The sequence below is a fragment of the Sphingomonas sp. genome, assembly GCF_965227385.1.
Lineage (GTDB): Bacteria > Pseudomonadota > Alphaproteobacteria > Sphingomonadales > Sphingomonadaceae > Sphingomonas.
On record NZ_OZ245750.1, the window covers coordinates 922,520 to 940,260 of the forward strand.

The window sequence follows — 17,741 nt, forward strand, 5'->3', positions numbered from 1 at the left end:
TATGGCGGCAAAGCGTGAAGATTCAGCCAAAAAATCAGGGGACCAATACGGTGTCCTGCGCATTCCTGTCCGTTTCCGGGAAATCCAGCGTATAGTGCAGCCCCCGGCTCTCCCGCCGGTGCAGCGCCGATCGCACGATCAGCTCGGCCGACTGGAGCAGGTTGCGCAGCTCGATCAGGTCCGGCGTCACGCGGAAATGGCCGTAATAGTCGGCGACTTCCTCGTTCAGCATCTTGATGCGGTGCGCCGCGCGTTCCAGCCGCTTGGTGGTGCGCACGATGCCGACATAGTTCCACATGAACCGGCGGATCTCGGTCCAGTTCTGCTTGATCACCACCTCTTCGTCCGAGTCCGTGACGCGGCTTTCGTCCCAGGGCCGGATCGGCGGCGGCGGGGGGAGGTCGTTCCAGTTGGCCGCGATATGCCGCGCCGCCGCCTCGCCGAACACGAAACATTCGAGCAGCGAGTTGCTGGCGAGCCGGTTTGCGCCATGCAGACCGCTCTCGCTGCACTCGCCTGCGGCATAGAGGCCGGGCAGGTCGGTGCGCCCGTCGAGGTCGATGACGATCCCGCCGCACGTATAATGCTGGGCCGGCACAACCGGGATCGGCCCACTGGTCATGTCGATGCCAAGGCCAATCAGCTTGTCGAAGATGTTGGGGAAATGCCCCTTCACGAACTCCGGCGGCATATGGCTGATGTCGAGATGGACGTAATCGAGGCCATCGCGCTTGATCTCGGCGTCGATCGCGCGCGCCACCACGTCGCGCGGTGCCAGCTCCATCCGCTCGGGATCATAATCCGCCATGAAGCGCTTGCCGGTCTGCGGATTGATCAGCCGCCCGCCTTCGCCGCGCACTGCTTCGGTGATCAGGAAATTCTTGACGTCGAGGTGATAGAGGCAGGTCGGGTGGAACTGCATCATCTCCATGTTCGAGATGCGGCACCCCGCGCGCCACGCCATCGCGATACCGTCGCCGGTCGCCCCCTTTGGTGCGGTGGAGAACAGATAGGTGCGCCCCGCCCCGCCGGTGGCCAGCACTGTCGCATTGGCGGTGAACAGCTCGACGCTGCCGGTGGCGCGGTTGACGGCATAGACGCCCCACACCTTGCCAGCGCCCGAATAGCGCAGCTCATGGCGGCTGGTTGCCAGGTCGATCGCGACCATGTCGGGGACAAGGGTAATGTTGGGATGCGCCTGCGCCGCGCGGATCAACGCGACCTGCACCGCCCAACCGGTGGCGTCATCGACATGCACGATGCGCCGCGCGCTATGCCCGCCCTCGCGCGTCAGATGCAGGGCGTTTCCGTCCATGTTGAACGGTACGCCGAGCTCGACCAGCCGCTGGATCGCGGCGGGGGCATTCTCGACCACCATCTCCACCGTCGCGCGGTCGTTCAGACCCGCGCCGGCGATCATCGTGTCCTCGATATGCGCCTCGAACGTGTCGCCCGGTTCCAGCACCGCGGCGATCCCGCCCTGCGCCCAGGCGGTCGATCCTTCGTCCAGCCCGCCCTTGGCCAGCACGGTCACCTTGAACCGTTCGGCCAGGTTGAGCGCGGCGGTCAGCCCGGCGGCGCCCGATCCAATGACAAGCACGTCGCACTGATGGGGGTCGTGGGCCAATCTCGTTCCTTTGCGCACCGATGGCGAGGAGCCGCTATGCGACAAAGCGCGGCGATTTCAAACACACTGCGGTTGCCGCATCACGGCGCAGGCCATAGCGAGGGGATAACAAGGAGATACCGATGCGCCTGATCCTCGCTGCCGCTGCCGCCCTGTTCGCCGCGACTGTGCCAGCATTCGCCGGCCCGGGCTGCCCGGTCGCTCCCGGCACCACGGCACGGGTCACGGTCGGCGATACCGGGCGCAGCCTGCTCCTCCATGTCCCGGCAAATGTACCGGCGGGTCGCCTCCCGCTGGTGTTTGCGCTGCATGGTAGTGGTGGAGACGGCGCCGCGATCCTCGCGCAATCCAAACTGGAGGCGAGCAGCGACCGTCACGGCTTCCTCGTCGCGGCACCCGATGCCGGCATCCCGGTTGAGCGCGGCTTTGTCTGGAACATCCCGGGCGTGCCCACCGTCACCGGCAAGGTGCCGGGCCCGGGCGATGCCGATGACGTGGCGTTCCTCAAGACCGCGATCGACTGGCTGGCCGCGCAGGGCTGTGCCGACACCAAGCGCGTCTATGCCACCGGCCTGTCGGGTGGCGGGCGAATGACGTCATGGCTCGGCTGCGTCGGGTCCGACCGCTTCGCCGCGATCGCGCCGGTCGTGGGCCTGCGCGCCGGCAACCCGCTGGCAAGCGACAAGACCCGCCCCGACCCAGCCACCTGCACGCCCAAGCACCCAATGCCGGTGATCGCCTTTGCCGGCGACGCCGATGGCACCAACCCGGTGCAGGGCGGTGGCGCAGGCTATTGGCAGTACACGATGGAGGCCGCAGAGGCGCGCTGGGCCAGCCTCAACGGCTGCACCGCCGGCCCGCTGCGCCGCGATCTCGCCGCGAATCTCTACGAACGACTCCACACCCAATGCCGCGCACGCGTCGAGGTTGCGGCCCATATCCTGCGCGGCGGCGGCCATGTCTGGACCGCGGACAATGACGCAATGTGGCGCTTCTTCGCGCGCTACCGGCGCTAAGCGGCGTTCGCCGCCCGCGTCAGGCTCAGGAATACGTCCTCCAGGTCCGCCTCGCGCGTGCTGACGTCAACGATGCCGAACCCCGCCGCCTGCACCGCGCCCAGCACCTCACCGGCATTCGCGCGGTCCTTGCGATAGGTGATGACCAAAGTCCGCTCGCCCTTTGCCTCGATCTTCTGGAAACAGCCATTGGCGGGCAGGTCGACGATGTCGCGGTCGACCACCACCTCGACCGCCTTTTCCTGGGTCTTGCCAACCAGTTCGCGCGTCGGTTCGTTAGCGATCAGCTTGCCGTGATTGATGATCGCGATGCGATCGCACAGCTGCTCGGCTTCCTCCAGATAGTGCGTGGTCAACACCACCGTCACGCCCTGATCGTTGAGCGTGCGGACATAGGCCCAGAGCTGCTGGCGCAGTTCGATATCGACGCCCGCGGTCGGCTCGTCGAGCACCAGCACCGGCGGCGAATGCACCATCGCCTTCGCCACCATCAGCCGCCGCTTCATGCCGCCCGACAGCGTCCGCGAATAGGCGCGCGCCTTGTCCTCAAGATGCACCGCGCGCAGCAGCTCCATCGACCGCCGCTTGGCTTTCGGCACGCCATACAGCCCGGCCTGGATCTCCAGCGTCTCGACGGGCGTGAAGAAAGGGTCGAACATGATCTCCTGATTGACGATCCCGATCGCGCGCTTGGCGTTGCGCGGGCTGGCATCGATGTCGAATCCCCAGATCCGCGCCGTGCCCCCGGTCTTGTTGACCAGCCCCGCCAGAATGTTGATCAGCGTCGACTTGCCCGCGCCATTCGGCCCCAGCAGACCGAAAATCTGCCCGCGCGGCACGGTGAAGGTGACGTTGTCGAGGGCCTGTTTGCCCCCGGAATAGACCTTGGAAAGGCCGTCGATCTCGATCGCCGCGTCGCTCATGCCGCGGAAGTGGGACGGTGCGCGGCGATTGGCAAGCGAATCCGCACGCCAACGACCCCAACAAGCCATTGCCGCCCCTCCAGCGCTTTGCTAACCGCACTCCCATGATCGCGCCGCCCGAAGTCACCCGCGTCACCACCGCCCGCGTCGCCTGTGACGGCGCGCATGCCGGTATTCCCGCCGCGCTCGGCCATCCGCGCGTGTTTCTGCAGATCGACGAGCATGGCTATGTCGATTGCGGCTATTGCGACCGCCGCTTCGTCCTGATCGGCGGCCCCGCCGATGGCGCCGACCAGAGCGATTTGCCCGACATCGCGTCTGGCGCGAGCGTCTAACCCGCCTATATTCCGGGGATGTACAGCGATCCCCGAGCTTTCCTCTATCGCGACGGCTTCGACGCCGACGCCGCGCAGCGCCTGACCGCATCGATCCTTGCCAAGGCCGAGGATGGCGAGCTCTATTTGCAATATCGCAAGTCGGAAGCGTTCGGCTTCGACGACGGGCGGCTCAAGACCGCGTCCTACAACACCGATTCGGGCTTCGGCCTGCGCGCGGTGAGCGGCGAGACCACCGCCTTTGCCCATGCCAATGAGATCAGCGACGCCGCGATCCGCCGCGCAGGTGAGACGATGGCGCTGATCGACCCGGCGACCGGACCCAAGGCTGCTGCGCCTGCGCGCACCAACCGGCACCTTTACACCGATGCCGACCCGCTCGACCTGGTCCCATTTGCCGACAAGGTGAACCTCTGCCAGACGATCGACGCCGCCGCCCGCGCCCGCGACCCGCGCGTGGTGCAGGTGTCGGTCAGCCTGCTCGGATCGTGGAGCGTGGTCGAGATCGTCCGCCCCGACGGTTTCATCGCCACCGATATCCGCCCGCTGGTTCGCCTCAACGTCAGTATCGTCGTCGAGTCGAACGGTCGCCGCGAAACCGGCAGCTTCGGCACCGGCGGCCGCGCGCTTTATGACCGGCTGATGCAGCCCGAGACGTGGAACCGCGCGATCGACGAGGCGCTGGCACAGGCGCTGGTCAATCTCGACGCGGTCGATGCCCCGGCGGGGGAGATGACGGTGCTGCTCGGCCCCGGGTGGCCCGGCATCCTGCTGCACGAGGCGATCGGCCATGGGCTTGAGGGCGACTTCAACCGCAAGGGCACCAGCGCCTTTTCCGGCCGCATCGGCGAGCGCGTTGCCGCGCCCGGCGTCACCGTGGTCGATGACGGGTCGATCACCGACCGGCGCGGATCGCTGTCGATCGACGACGAAGGCACGCCGACGCGTGAGACGGTGCTGATCGAGGACGGCATCCTGCGCGGCTATATGCAGGATCGCATGAACGCGCGGCTGATGGGGGTCGAACCGACCGGCAATGGTCGCCGCGAGAGCTTCCAGCACGCCCCGATGCCGCGCATGACCAACACCTTCATGCGCGGGGGCCAGGACGACCCCGCCGAACTGCTGAGCCGGGTGAAGAAGGGCATTTTCGCCAAGAGCTTTGGCGGCGGTCAGGTGGACATCGTGTCGGGCAAGTTCGTCTTCTCCTGCACCGAGGCCTACAAGATCGAGAACGGCAAGCTCGGTGCCCCGATCAAGAGCGCGACGCTGATCGGCGACGGCCCGACCAGCCTGACCCGGGTGATCGGGATCGGCAATGATTTCGCGCTCGACGAGGGCATCGGCATGTGCGGCAAGGGTGGCCAGTCAGTGCCTGCAGGCGTGGGTCAGCCAACGCTGTTGCTCGACGGCCTGACCGTCGGCGGGACGGCGTAGAGCTTGTTTCAGCACAGCTGAAACGGCGGGCCGGTGCCGCGATTCAGCGCAGCTGAATCTAACTCTAAGCCAGCAACCGCGCGACGTCGGTAAAGTCGTGCGCGATGTCGTGGACGCCCAGCGCGCGCAGCCGGCCAGCATGGTCCGGCCCGCAATGATTGCCCGCGCACAGGCCGATGACATGCGCGCCCGACGCCACCGCCCCGGTCGCGCCGACTGGGGAATCCTCGAGGATCGCACAGCGCTCGATCGGCACGCCCAGCTGGGCGGCTGCGTGAAGATAGATGTCGGGCGCCGGCTTGCCGCGCGTCACATGCTCGCGCCCGCTGAAGATCCGGTCGCCGAACACATCGCGGATGCCGAGATGGTCTAGATGCGTCCCGATCCAGTGGCTGCTGCTCGACGAAGCGATGGCGCGCGGCAGATCTTCGGGAAGCGCGCGGACAAACGCGACCGCCCCGGCCACCTCCGCCACGCCTTCGACCAGCACGCGGCGATTCTCTGCCTCGCGCGCGTCGTGAAAGCCTTCAGGCAGGGCACGCCCGATCCAGCCTTCGATCGCTTCGATGAACTCAGCCCCGGCAAGGCCCATGAAGTTTGCCATCGACTCTTCCGGGCTGGTCGGATGCCCGATGGCTGTGAGATACTCGGCAATGTGCCGGTTACCCTCGAATTCGCTTTCGAGCAGGACCCCGTCGAAATCGAAGATCAGCGCATCGAAGCGCACGGACAGGCTCATGCCCGTGCCCCGAACAATGCCGTCCCGACACGAACATGGGTGGCGCCGATCGTAACCGCGACCTCGAAATCGTCCGACATGCCGATGCTGAGCCCGTCCAGCCCCGCCTCGCGCGCCAGCTTGGCGAGCAACGCGAAATAAGGGGCCGAATCGACCTCGAACGGCGGCACCGCCATCAACCCGGCGATCGGCAGCCCCGCCGCCTGCGCCTCCGCCAGCAACGCGGGCAGTTCGGCAACGGCAACCCCGCCCTTTTGCGGCTCGTTGCCGATATTGACCTGGATGAAGCAATCGGGGCGCTTGCCGCTCTCCGCCATCGCCTTGGCCAGGGCTGCGACGAGCGACGGGCGATCGACCGAATGGATCGCGTCGAACAACGCCACGGCGTCCGCCGCCTTGTTCGACTGAAGTTGCCCGACCAGATGCAGACGGATATCGTGAGTCGCGGTCTTGAGCGCGGGCCATTTCGCCGCCGCCTCCTGCACCCGGTTCTCGCCGAACACGCGCTGGCCAGCATCGATCAGCGGCTGGATCGCGGCGGCGTCGTGCGTCTTGGACACGGCGATCAGCGTGACGTCATCGGCGCGGCGGCCGGCGATCTTTGTGGCTTGGGCGATCCGTGACTGGATGTCGGCAAGGCGAGCGGAGGCGGTTTCGGCGGACATGATCGGCGCTATAGGTGGCGCGATGCCCCGCCGCCACCCCCACCCTGCCCGCCTGCCGCGCCGCTGGCTGATGACGGACGAGCGACTGGGCGCTTCCCTATGGGGAGCGATCGACGCATTGCCGCGCGGTTCGGGCATCGTCTTCCGGCATTACGCCACGCCGCGCACGGCGCGCATGCGCCTGTTTGAGCAGGTCCGCCGGGCTGCACTACGCAAGGGTCTGGCGCTTGTTGTCGCCGGGCAGCCGCTGGGTCGTGGCCCGGCGCTCCGCCACGGCCGCCTGCGCGACGCACTGACCGCTCCTGTCCATTCCCGCATCGAGGCGATTGCCGCAATCCGGGCCGGAGCCGCGCTGCTGTTCGTATCGCCGGTCCATCCCACGCGCAGCCATCCCGGGTCCGCGGCGTTGGGCCGGGTGCGACTGGGCCTGATGATTCGTGACCTGAAGCTGCCGGTGATCGCGTTGGGCGGGATGAACGAGCGCCGCTGGCGCGCGCTCAGCCCGCTTGGCGTGCATGGATGGGCGGGTATCGACGCCTGGGCTTAGCCGGGCATCACCGGTCAGAAGCGGATTGCCGTCCCGACATAGACGGCCTGACTGTCGCGCCGATCGTCCTTCAGCTGCGGCAAGCGATCCTTCTCGCTGTTGTAGCGCACGCCCGCCGTCACATCGAGATTGCGGGTGATCGAATAGGCGCCGCCGACATCGATCGAATAATTGGGATCGACCGTCAGCAAGCGCGGACCACGCTCGACCGGCTTCTCGCTGGTCGCCTTGATCCGACCGGATGCGCGCTTGCCGGTGTAGCTGAGGCCAAGATCCATCTTCTGGTTGCTACCCGGCTGGCCCGCCAGGTCGAGTTTCGCAAGATCGCCCGAGATCGCAAAGCGCTTCCAGCCGACCGAAACGCCCAGATTATAGGCGATCGGTTGCAACGTCACCGAAGCCGGGGCAGCCGCGCCGCGATCGGCGATCGCAGCCGACGGGCGGGTGGTGCGCGAACGAACCGCGACGGTCACGCTGCGATTGCTGATCCCGCGCGTATCGGCGGGGGTGAAGCGGAAGCCACTGCCGGACAGGCCACTGCGCGCCAGTGCGGCAGCGAGGCGCGGGTCGGCCGATGCCGGCGTGAACGTGCCGATACCTGCAATCTGGGTCGCCCGCACCGGCGCAGCGCGCTGCGGCGTCCCGGTCTGTGCGAGCAGCGCCGGCGCGGCAACGAGCCCGGCGACGCCCAGCGCCCCCAGCCCAAATCCCGCAATGATCCGACGAATCCGCATTGCAACCCCTTACTCGTGCTAGCCACTACCATGATTCGATCGCGATGTTCCACCGGTCGAATCCGATTTTGGCAGAGGTGTTGCTCCAGACGCACAGCATGGGCCGCATCGGCTTGCGCTTGCGGCGCGCGCGCCAACATCTATAGATGCACACCGAGCCGATGAGATTTCCCATAGGATGATGCCGATGAACCGCCAGTTGCGCACCGCGATCCTGGGCAGCGTTGCCCTCACCCTCGCCGCATGCGGCGGCGGTGGCGATCGCCCGCGCGCCGATCTTGCCGCGTCGAAGGTGACGACGATCGGTGTCAACGCCTATCTGTGGCGTGCCGCGCTGGACACGGTGTCGTTTGCTCCGATCGCCCAGACCGATTCGAACGGCGGCGTGATCGTGACCGACTGGCACGTGAACCCCAATCTCTCGACTGAGCGGATCAAGATCACCGTGGCGATCCTCGACCAGGATCTGCGCGCCGACGCGCTGCGCGTCAGCGTTCAGCGTCAGCAGAATCGCGGTGGCCAGTGGGTCGATGCGCCGGTCGAGGCCGCGACCGTGCAGAAGCTGGAAGACATCATCCTGACCAAGGCACGCGACCTGCGCCGCGCCGCGATTACCGGGAATTGATCCGGCGGGCGGTTTGCCCGACCGATTGAAGACAAGGAAAGACATGTGTCGCGGTTCAACGCGCTGAACGCCGATTCCGCGTGGCAGAAGGTCTGGGAAGAACGCCGCACCTTCGCCGCGGACGATCACTCGCCCAAGCCCAAATCCTATGTGCTTGAGATGTTTCCCTATCCGTCGGGGCGCATCCATATGGGGCATGTCCGCAACTATACGATGGGCGACGTGCTGACGCGCTATCGGCGGATGAAGGGCATGGAAGTGCTCCACCCGATGGGGTGGGATGCGTTCGGCATGCCGGCCGAAAATGCCGCGATGGAAAAGAAGGTCCATCCCGGCGGCTGGACACGCGACAATATCGCGACGATGCGCGCGCAGCTGAAGCGCCTTGGGCTCGCCATCGACTGGGGCCGCGAGCTGGCGACGTGCGAGCCGGACTATTACGGCCACGAACAGGCGCTGTTCCTCGATCTGTTTGCTAACGGATTGGTTTACCGCAAGGAATCGACGGTCAACTGGGACCCGGTCGACATGACCGTGCTCGCCAACGAGCAGGTGATCGACGGGCGCGGCTGGCGGTCGGGGGCGCCGGTCGAGAAGAAGAAGCTCAACCAGTGGTTCCTCAAGATCACCGACTTTGCCGACGAGCTGCTCGACGGCCTGGAAACGCTCGACAAATGGCCCGACAAGGTCCGGCTGATGCAGGAAAACTGGATCGGCAAGTCGCAGGGTCTGCAGTTCCGCTTCAAGCTTTCGTCCAGCGATTTCAATGAAGTAGAGGTGTTCACCACCCGCCCCGACACGATTTTCGGGTCGAGCTTCGTGGCGATCGCGGCGGATCACCCGATCGCGCAGGCGCTGGCGGCCAACGACCCGGCGGCGGCGGAGTTCATCGCGCAGTGCAAGCTGGGCGGGACCACCGCGGCGGAGATCGAAACGCAGGAGAAGCTGGGCTTCGACACCGGCATCCGCGCGGCGCATCCCTTTGATTCCACTTGGGAATTGCCGGTCTATATCGCGAACTTCGTGCTGATGGATTACGGCACTGGCGCGGTGTTCGGGGTGCCGGCGCATGACCAGCGCGATTTCGAATTCGCGACCAAATATGGCCTGCCGATCCGGCGGGTCGTCTCGGATGGCGAAAAAACCGAAGTTGAATTTGTCGAGGATGAAAGCTTCACCGGTCCCGGCACGCTCGTCAACTCTCACTTCCTGAACGGCCTTGATGTCGCGGACGCGAAGCGTGAGGTGATCCTCCGTGCCGAATCCGAAGGATGGGGCAAGGGAACGACCGTCTGGCGGCTGCGCGATTGGGGCGTTTCGCGCCAGCGTTACTGGGGCACGCCGATCCCGATCGTGCATTGCGAGATTTGCGGCGCGGTACCGGTGCCCAAGAAGCAGCTGCCGGTGGTGCTGCCCGAAGATGTCAGCTTCGACATCCCCGGCAACCCGCTCGACCGCCATCCGACCTGGAAGCATGTCGATTGCCCGCAATGCGGCAAGCCGGCCCGGCGCGAGACCGATACGCTCGATACGTTCGTCGATTCGAGCTGGTATTTCATCCGCTTCGCCAGCCAGCCGGGCGACAAGCCGTTCGACCGCGCGGTGGCCGAGCAATGGCTGCCGGTAAATCAATATATCGGCGGGGTCGAGCATGCGATCCTGCATTTGCTCTATGCCCGCTTCTGGACGCGCGCGCTCAAGCGGATCGGGATGATCGACATCGCCGAGCCGTTCGAGGGGCTGTTTACCCAGGGCATGGTGACGCACGAGACCTACAAGTCCGCAGATGGCCGCTGGCTGTCGCCGGGCGAGGTGGTGCGCAGCAACGATGCGCTGGTGGAGGTCGAAGGCGGTGGCCCCGTCACCGTCGGCCGCATCGAGAAGATGTCCAAGTCCAAGAAGAACACGGTCGATCCCGAACCGATCGTGGACCAATATGGCGCGGATGCGGTGCGGTGGTTCGTGCTGTCGGATTCGCCGCCCGAGCGCGATCTGGAGTGGACCGAGAATGGCATCGAGGGTGCCTGGCGCTTCGTCCAGCGGCTGTGGCGCTTGTTCGACGGGCTGCAGGCATGGGAGGGCGAGGACAAGAGCCTCGACCGGGTCCTGCACCAAACCATCGCCGGGGTCGCCGCGGACATCGAGGGGCTGCAGTTCAACAAGGCGGTGGCCAAGCTCTATGGCCTGGTCAACGCGATCGAAAAGGCCGCGCCGAGCGCGTCGCGCGCAACCGCGATCCGCACCGCGATCCTGATCGCCGCACCGATGGTGCCGCATCTGGCCGAGGAAGCCTGGGCCGCGATGGGCAACACCGGCCTGATCGCCGATGCCGAATGGCCTGCGGTCGACCCGGCCCTGCTGGTCGATGACGAGGTGACGATCGCGATCCAGGTCAATGGCAAGCTGCGCGATACCGTCACGGCGGCCAAGGGCGCGGACAAGGCCGATCTGGAGGCCATGGCCTTGGCAAACCCCAATGTGCAGCGCATTCTGGACGGCGCTACCCCGCGAAAGGTGATCGTCGTGCCCGACCGTCTGGTGAATATCGTCGCATGAAGCGCGCAGCACTCCTGATCGCGCTGGTCGCGGCAAGCACCACGCTGTCGGGCTGCGGGCTGCGGCCGCTGTATGGCGGCGGCGTAGGTGGCCCGGTGCAGACGATGCTGTCGGGCGTCGAGGTTGCGCCGATTCCGGGCGAGAATGGCTGGCTGGTCGCCAATGCCGTGCGCGACCGGATCGAGGCGACGCGCAGCGGAACGCCGACCTATCGGCTCGAGATCAAGCTGGACGACCGGATCGAAGGTCTGGGCGTGCGCAGCGATGACGTGGTGACGCGCGAGCGGCGGACGCTGCGCGCACGCTACCAGCTGATCGACCTGGCGACCGGGCAGACCGTGCTCGACGCGACCGCGGGGTCGGATGCGGGCATCGATGTCGCGGGTTCGGAATATGCCACGATCGCGGCCGAGCGCAGCGCGCTGGAGCGGCTGTCGGGCATCGTCGCGGACCAGATCGTCGCGCGGCTGGCCCGCTACGCGCGCAGCTCAGCCGACAAGTGAAGGCGAGCGAGGCGCAGATCCGGGCGCGGCTTGACAAGCCGGGGCCCGATATCCGCCTGTTCCTGCTCTACGGCCCCGATGAAGCGGGCGCCAACGACCTCGCCGCGCGGCTGGGCCGGGCGATGGGTCCGGATGCCGAGCGCATCGATATCGAAGGCAGCGCGCTGAAGGACGATGCCGGACTGCTCGCCGGCGAAGCGGCGTCGCTGTCGCTGTTCGGCGGCGCGCGCTACATCCGTGTCTCGGGCATCGACGATGGCGGCACCGACGCGGTGCGGATGCTGATCGATGCCGAGACCGCCGGGAATCCGGTGGTTGCGGTCGGCGGCGGGCTGAAAGGCACCGGACGGCTGCTCAAGCTGGCGCTCGCCGCGCCCAATGCGATGGTTCATGCCTGCTATGTCCCCGATGCGCGCACCGCCGGGCAGCTGGCGACCGGAATCGCGCGCGAACATGGGCTGCGGCTGGTGGGCGGCGCGGCGGATCGGCTAGCGGCGATGTCCGGCGGCGATCGCGCGGTGCTGGCGCGAGAGATCGAGAAATTGTCGCTGTTCCTCGACGCCGCGCCCGATCGGCCACGTGAAGCGGGGATCGAGGCGCTGGACGCGATCGGCGCGGATCTGGGCGAAGCCGAGATGTCGGGCGCGATCGAGGCGGTTTTGGGCGGTCGTCCGGCCGAAATCGGCGTCGAGCTGGCGCGGCTCGACGCGGCGGGGGTGTCGATGATTCCGCTGCTGCGCGGGCTGGTCCGTCGCCTGATGGCGCTGGCCGAGATGCGCGCCGATATCGATCATGGGCTGAGCCCCGCCGAGGTGGTCAAGAAGCACCGCGTGTTCTTCAAGGAGGAAGCCGCGACGATCCGCGCGCTGCAGCGCTGGAACAGCCCGATGCTGGCGCGCGCCGTGGAACGCGCGCGTGATGCGGAACGGGCGATGACGCGCGGCGGGGGCAACGCCGGGCAGGTGCTGGCGGATCATGAGCTGGCGGTGCTGGCGCGGGGGGCGGCGCGGGGGTGAGTGGCGGAATGGACCCCGCCGCTTCCGCAGTCATTCAGCCGATGATCGGCTTGCCCGTATGGGGCGCTAAACATGGCTTTGGCAGCTTTTTGACCCTTGAATTTGGGACGCCGACCCCAAGCAGCGAGGGCTATGGCAAAAGGCACCTCTGGATATATTGTTGCAACTGCCGGATCATACGGGAGGGCTTCGAGCTGGCCTCGTCAGAGAGCGACGGCGGGGCCATCAAGCGCGCGGTGACAGCACTGAATCAACATTGCCTGTTGGACATCGGCACCGAGCCGTCCAGCGGTCGATCCGCATTCCTGTTTGATGAAGGGTTAGCACTCGAAACCTGGCCCTACGGCGGCGATCCACTCGAAGAGCAGTGGATGATATACGCTGGCTCGTGTGTGCTGACCTATCGGGCGGATGGCGGCTTTCTAGACTTGCCGTCCACTACGACGATGCAGGAACACGATTAGGCACAGCTTTGTCCCGCCTACCTTGGTCAGCCCGGACTTATTCCGGGGTCCACGCAGCCGCATGCACAGCGGGGCGACTCTGGAGCTTCGCGCTTGCCTCCCGCTGGACCCCGGCACAAGGCCGGGGTGACGATGGGGGTGAGGCGGCGTTGGAGGGCAGCCCACTCAGGTTGGGCGAACTCGGGGCAAACAGCCGAATGCGAGTGTGCTGGTTCTTAGCCCTCTCCCCCTTCGCGGCAGAGGGTTGGGGGAGGGTCTTCTTTTTGAGGGCCGATGCGCGCACGCAGAGAAGACGAAGAAGAAGACCCTCCCCAACCCCTCCCGCAAGCGGGAGGGGCTTAAGCAAGAGCGAAGCAACAAGCGACTGACTTAACTAGATTTTCTCGCCTGTCAGGCGCTGGCAGATCATGTCGAGCTGATCCAGCGTCGAATAGGCCAGCGTCAACGCCCCGCCCTTTTCGCCGAAGCTGATCTTGACGTTGAGGCCCAGCACGTCGCCTAGTTGGCGCTCCAGTGCGACGATATCCGCGTTGCTGCCACCGCTGCGTTCCCCGCCCTTCCCCGCAGCGCGTGGCTTGGCTTCGCGGGCGAGCTTTTCCGTGTCGCGGACCGACAGGTCGCGTTCGACGACGATCTTTGCGAGCTTTTCCGGGTCGGGCGCGCCGATCAGTGCGCGGGCGTGGCCCATGGTCAGGGCGCCTTCGACCACGCGCTGACGCACGCTTTGCGGCAGGTCGAGCAGGCGGATCAGGTTGGCGATGTGGCTGCGCGATTTGTGGACGATCTTGGCCAGCGCCTCCTGGCTGTGACCGAACTCGTTGATCAGCTTGGCATAAGCCTCAGCCTCTTCGATCGCGTTGAGATCCTCGCGCTGGATATTCTCGACGATCGCGATTTCAACGGTCTGCGCCTCGTCCAGATCACGGACGATGACCGGCACTTCGTGCAGCCGTGCGCGCTGGGCGGCGCGCCAGCGGCGTTCGCCGGCGACGATCTGATAATCCTTGCCATGCGGGCGCACCACGATCGGCTGAATGAGGCCGCGCATCGCGATCGACTTGGCGAGCTCCTCCAGTGCATCCTCATCGAAATGGCGGCGCGGCTGATCCGGATGCGGCGACAGCGAGCTGACCGGGAGCAGTCGCACGCCCATCGACGGCTCGGTCCCAGGACGCACGGGCTCTTCGCGTTCGGCATCGCCCAGCAGCGCGCTGAGGCCGCGGCCAAGGCCGGGGCGTGGCTTGCGCGGTGCGGCAGCGGGATTCGGGGTCGCTGGGGTCTCTTCGGTCATGCGGCCTTCTTCAGCTTGGGCAGGCGATCGATCACTTCGCGGGCAAGGGCGATATAGGCTTCGGATCCGGCGCAGCGATGATCATAAATCAGCGCGGGCAGGCCATGGCTGGGCGCTTCGGACAGGCGGACGTTGCGCGGGATGACGGTGTCGAACACGACTTTGCCCAGCACGGCGCGCACGTCGTCGGCAACCTGATCGGTCAGGCGGTTGCGGCGGTCGTACATGGTGAGGGCGACGCCGAGGATCGACAGGCCGGGGTTGAAGCGGCCGCGGATGCGCTCGACCGTATTGAGCAGCTGGCTGAGCCCTTCGAGCGCGAAGAACTCGCACTGCAGCGGCACGAGCAGCGCGTCGGATGCGACCATCGCGTTGATGGTGAGCAGGCCGAGCGAGGGCGGGCAGTCCATCAGCACCACGTCCCAGCGCTGCGTGCTACGCTCGATCGCGGTGGCGAGGCGATGGGTGCGCGCCTCGAACTCGATCAGCTCGATCTCGGCGCCCGACAGGTCGACCGTGGCGGGAACGATATCGAGTCCGGGAACGCGGGTGGGCACCGCAACATCCTCCAGGCTCGTCTCGCCGATCAGCAGGTCGTAGGTCGAGCGTTCACGGTCCGCACGTCCGATACCCAGACCGGTCGAGCAGTTTCCCTGTGGATCGAGGTCGAGCAGCAGCACCCGCATGCCGGTGGCGGCCAGCGCGGTGCCGACGTTGATCGCGGTCGTGGTCTTCCCCACGCCGCCCTTCTGATTCGCAATGGCGATGCAGATCATCTGGGGCGCACCTCTTTGGCGACGATGATGAGCGAGTCCGCAGCGGTCACGCTCGGTTCCACGTGGAACGAACCTTGCCACCATAGTCGCGCATCTTCCACCTCCGATTGTGCGTTGCGGCCTTTTGGCAGCACCCAGATTGTGGATCGATCGGCGCGGTGCTGCGCGATGCGGAACACGGTGTCGAGCGCGCCGACCGCACGCGCTGTAATTACGGCGGCGCGACCGGTCGTGCGTTCGATCTTGGCCGTGTGGATGCTGACATTGGTCAGACCGAGCGTGTCGACACAATGCTGGAGGAAAGCGGTCCGCAATTTGCGCGGTTCGACCAGCTCCACCGGTCCGTCCCGCAGGATGGCAAGAACGATTCCCGGTAAGCCAGCCCCGCTGCCGATATCGAGCCACAGGCCGTCCGTATCGGCATGGTCGAGCAGCTGGGCGGAATCGACGATATGGCGCGCCCAGATCTCATCCAGTGTCGACGGAGCGATGAGGTTCTGACGCGTCGCTTCCTCGCGCAGCAGATCGACAAACGCTGCCAGGCGTGTTTCACGTGGAACATCGTAACGGCTGCGAACCCATTTCCGGGCTTCTTCTTCTGTCATGCCGCCCGCTTCACATGGAGCAGGATCGCGGTCAATGCCGCCGGCGTGATCCCGCGTATGCGCGATGCGTCGCCCATCGTGTCGGGGCGCGCGGCCGAGAGGCGTTCGACCATCTCGTTCGACAACCCCGGCACTGCGGTATAGTCGAGCGCCGCCGGGATGCGCTTGTCATCCGCCCGCCGCATCGCCGCTGCCTCCTGTGCCTGCCGCTCAAGATAGGGGGCATAGCGGGCGTCCTCGATCAGTTCCGCCAGCACTGCCGGGTCGGTGCCATCGGTTTCGATGTCCAGGTGGTCGAGCGTGACCGCGGGAAAGCGCAACCATTCGAACGCGGTGCGACGCGCGCCGTCCTGCGCCACAGGGGCGCCAGCCTGACCGAGCGCATGGGCGGTGCGGGTGTCGGCGAATATCGTGTCGAGCTGGGCCCGAACCGCGCCGCGTCGCGCGACGAACGCGCTCCGATCCGATCCGAGGCATTGCGCAGCTGCACCCAGTCCGGCGAGGCGAGTCTGAGCGTTGTCGGCGCGGAGATAGAGGCGATGTTCGGCGCGTGCGGTGAGCATGCGATACGGCTCGGTCACGCCCTGTAGCGTGAGGTCATCGATCATCACGCCGATATAGCTGAGCTCGCGCGGGAACAGGGTCGGTGCGCGGCCGAGCACGGCGGCGGCGGCGTTGATGCCAGCGACCAGTCCCTGGGCGGCAGCCTCTTCGTAGCCGGTCGTGCCGTTGATCTGACCCGCACAATAGAGGCCGGGAACGTCGCGACTTTCGAGCTGGTGCGAGAGCGACCGTGGGTCGACATGGTCATACTCGACGGCATAGCCCGGGGTAACGATCCGTGCCCGCTCAAGGCCGGAGATGGATGCGATCATCGCCGACTGCACATCGGTGGGCAGCGAGGTCGACAGGCCATTGGGATAGACGAGATGTGTCGCCAGGCCTTCCGGCTCGAGGAAGATCTGATGCCCATCACGGTCGCCGAAGCGGAAGATCTTGTCCTCGATCGACGGGCAGTAGCGTGGTCCGCCGGCTTCGATCGCCCCGCTGAACAGGGGCGAGCGGTCGAGGCCGCTGCGGATAATGTCATGCGTATCGAGGTTGGTGCGGGTGATGGCGCAAGCGAGCTGGGGCAGTCGCGGACCCGCGGTCATCGGCGACATGCGCCAGTCATCGGCGTCGCTGGGCTGTTCCTCCAATACCGCCCAGTCGATGGTGCGACCGTCTAGGCGGGGTGGCGTGCCGGTCTTCAGACGGGTGATGGGGAGGCCACAGTCACGCAGCTGCACCCCGAGCGCAGTCGCGGCGCGCTCCCCGATCCGGCCGCCGGTCTCACGCTCCTCGCCACGGAAGATGCGGCCACCAAGGAAGGTGCCGCTGGCAAGGATGACCGCTCCCGCGGCGATGGTGCTCCCATCGGCAAGCTGAACGCCGGCAATGCAGCCCTTCTCCAGGCGCAGCGCGACCGCCTCGCCTTCGACGATCTCCAGCCCCGCTTGCGCACCGAGCATGGTCTGGATCGCAGCGGCGTAGCGTACGCGGTCGGCCTGGACGCGCGGTCCCTGCACTGCCGGCCCCTTAGAACGATTGAGGAGGCGATAATGGATCGCGGCGGCATCGGCCGCACGGGCGATCAACCCATCCAGCGCGTCCACCTCGCGCACCAGATGGCCTTTGCCGAGCCCGCCGATTGCCGGGTTGCAGGACATCGCCCCGATCATGGCGCGATCGAAGGTGACCAGTGCCGTTCGGGCACCGCAGCGGGCAGCCGCAGCTGCCGCCTCGGTACCGGCATGGCCGCCGCCGATCACGATCACGTCGAAACTTTGCATGCGGCTCGCATAGCCCCGTGCAGGGGTTAGGTCAAAAGCGTTCCACGTGG

The 17,741-nt window shown here is 66.5% G+C and carries 18 protein-coding genes; 9 read left to right on the forward strand and 9 right to left on the reverse strand.

Annotated elements, in window-relative coordinates; genetic code table 11:
* Nucleotides 1-34 precede the first annotated feature (34 nt).
* Nucleotides 35-1,627: an L-aspartate oxidase gene (gene nadB / locus ACO05N_RS04415; protein ID WP_422055972.1), complete on the reverse strand. Its 1,593-nt coding sequence runs from the start codon at nt 1,625-1,627 to the stop codon at nt 35-37.
* A 122-nt stretch (nt 1,628-1,749) separates the two neighbouring features.
* Here nadB and ACO05N_RS04420 point away from each other — a divergent pair, with 122 nt between their 5' ends.
* On the forward strand, nt 1,750-2,643 hold the full coding sequence (locus ACO05N_RS04420; RefSeq protein WP_422055973.1) for an alpha/beta hydrolase family esterase: 894 nt from the start codon (nt 1,750-1,752) through the stop codon (nt 2,641-2,643).
* Here the strand turns inward: ACO05N_RS04420 and ACO05N_RS04425 are convergent.
* Nucleotides 2,640-3,566 (reverse strand): ABC transporter ATP-binding protein, encoded by a 927-nt coding sequence (locus tag ACO05N_RS04425; protein WP_422055974.1) that lies wholly within the window; start codon nt 3,564-3,566, stop codon nt 2,640-2,642. The genes ACO05N_RS04420 and ACO05N_RS04425 overlap by 4 nt on opposite strands.
* Before the next feature lie 104 nt (nt 3,567-3,670).
* Here ACO05N_RS04425 and ACO05N_RS04430 point away from each other — a divergent pair, with 104 nt between their 5' ends.
* Nucleotides 3,671-3,901 (forward strand): zinc-finger domain-containing protein, encoded by a 231-nt coding sequence (locus ACO05N_RS04430; RefSeq protein ID WP_294015742.1) that lies wholly within the window; start codon nt 3,671-3,673, stop codon nt 3,899-3,901.
* A gap of 18 nt (nt 3,902-3,919) precedes the next feature.
* Entirely contained in the window at nt 3,920-5,338 is a 1,419-nt protein-coding gene (gene tldD / locus ACO05N_RS04435) for a metalloprotease TldD (RefSeq protein WP_422055975.1), read from the forward strand.
* 64 nt (nt 5,339-5,402) lie between these two features.
* On the opposite strand, the gene ACO05N_RS04440 is transcribed toward tldD, so the two are convergent.
* Together ACO05N_RS04440 and ACO05N_RS04445 are read right to left on the reverse strand one after the other, a co-directional pair.
* Complete coding sequence (locus ACO05N_RS04440) at nt 5,403-6,077, reverse strand: HAD family hydrolase (RefSeq protein WP_422055976.1); 675 nt, start codon at nt 6,075-6,077, stop codon at nt 5,403-5,405.
* Complete coding sequence (locus tag ACO05N_RS04445) at nt 6,074-6,742, reverse strand: YggS family pyridoxal phosphate-dependent enzyme (RefSeq protein WP_422055977.1); 669 nt, start codon at nt 6,740-6,742, stop codon at nt 6,074-6,076. The genes ACO05N_RS04440 and ACO05N_RS04445 overlap by 4 nt, the downstream gene beginning before the upstream one ends.
* Between ACO05N_RS04445 and ACO05N_RS04450 the strand changes: the two genes are divergently transcribed.
* Complete coding sequence (locus ACO05N_RS04450; protein WP_422055978.1) at nt 6,741-7,289, forward strand: thiamine phosphate synthase; 549 nt, start codon at nt 6,741-6,743, stop codon at nt 7,287-7,289. The genes ACO05N_RS04445 and ACO05N_RS04450 overlap by 2 nt on opposite strands.
* Before the next feature lie 14 nt (nt 7,290-7,303).
* Here the strand turns inward: ACO05N_RS04450 and ACO05N_RS04455 are convergent, their stop codons facing one another.
* On the reverse strand, nt 7,304-8,023 hold the full coding sequence (locus ACO05N_RS04455) for a hypothetical protein (protein WP_422055979.1): 720 nt from the start codon (nt 8,021-8,023) through the stop codon (nt 7,304-7,306).
* A gap of 187 nt (nt 8,024-8,210) precedes the next feature.
* Here ACO05N_RS04455 and ACO05N_RS04460 point away from each other — a divergent pair, with 187 nt between their 5' ends.
* From ACO05N_RS04460 to ACO05N_RS04480, 5 genes are read left to right on the forward strand one after another with little or no spacing between them, the layout of a single operon-like run.
* Nucleotides 8,211-8,648 (forward strand): DUF3576 domain-containing protein, encoded by a 438-nt coding sequence (locus tag ACO05N_RS04460; RefSeq protein WP_294015754.1) that lies wholly within the window; start codon nt 8,211-8,213, stop codon nt 8,646-8,648.
* 24 nt (nt 8,649-8,672) lie between these two features.
* On the forward strand, nt 8,673-11,204 hold the full coding sequence (gene leuS, locus ACO05N_RS04465) for a leucine--tRNA ligase (RefSeq protein WP_422058703.1): 2,532 nt from the start codon (nt 8,673-8,675) through the stop codon (nt 11,202-11,204).
* Nucleotides 11,201-11,707 carry an LPS assembly lipoprotein LptE gene (lptE, locus tag ACO05N_RS04470; protein WP_422055980.1) on the forward strand — a complete coding sequence of 169 codons (507 nt, stop codon included), beginning with the start codon at nt 11,201-11,203 and terminating at the stop codon, nt 11,705-11,707. Before leuS ends, lptE begins: the two co-directional genes overlap by 4 nt.
* The gene (gene holA / locus ACO05N_RS04475; RefSeq protein WP_422055981.1) at nt 11,704-12,723 is read left to right on the forward strand and encodes a DNA polymerase III subunit delta; all 1,020 of its coding nucleotides are present in this window, start codon (nt 11,704-11,706) and stop codon (nt 12,721-12,723) included. Before lptE ends, holA begins: the two co-directional genes overlap by 4 nt.
* An 8-nt stretch (nt 12,724-12,731) precedes the next feature.
* The gene (locus ACO05N_RS04480; protein WP_422055982.1) at nt 12,732-13,187 is read left to right on the forward strand and encodes a hypothetical protein; all 456 of its coding nucleotides are present in this window, start codon (nt 12,732-12,734) and stop codon (nt 13,185-13,187) included.
* Nucleotides 13,188-13,560: 373 nt separating this feature from the next.
* Here the strand turns inward: ACO05N_RS04480 and ACO05N_RS04485 are convergent, their stop codons facing one another.
* The 4 genes from ACO05N_RS04485 to mnmG are packed head-to-tail and all read right to left on the reverse strand — an operon-like array spanning nt 13,561 to nt 17,691.
* Nucleotides 13,561-14,478 carry a ParB/RepB/Spo0J family partition protein gene (locus ACO05N_RS04485; RefSeq protein WP_422055983.1) on the reverse strand — a complete coding sequence of 306 codons (918 nt, stop codon included), beginning with the start codon at nt 14,476-14,478 and terminating at the stop codon, nt 13,561-13,563.
* Complete coding sequence (locus ACO05N_RS04490) at nt 14,475-15,254, reverse strand: ParA family protein (protein WP_422055984.1); 780 nt, start codon at nt 15,252-15,254, stop codon at nt 14,475-14,477. Before ACO05N_RS04490 ends, ACO05N_RS04485 begins: the two co-directional genes overlap by 4 nt.
* Complete coding sequence (gene rsmG, locus ACO05N_RS04495; protein WP_422055985.1) at nt 15,251-15,859, reverse strand: 16S rRNA (guanine(527)-N(7))-methyltransferase RsmG; 609 nt, start codon at nt 15,857-15,859, stop codon at nt 15,251-15,253. The genes ACO05N_RS04490 and rsmG overlap by 4 nt, the downstream gene beginning before the upstream one ends.
* Nucleotides 15,856-17,691, reverse strand: coding sequence for a tRNA uridine-5-carboxymethylaminomethyl(34) synthesis enzyme MnmG (gene mnmG / locus ACO05N_RS04500; RefSeq protein WP_422055986.1), 1,836 nt, complete (start codon nt 17,689-17,691; stop codon nt 15,856-15,858). Before mnmG ends, rsmG begins: the two co-directional genes overlap by 4 nt.
* Nucleotides 17,692-17,741 lie beyond the last annotated feature (50 nt).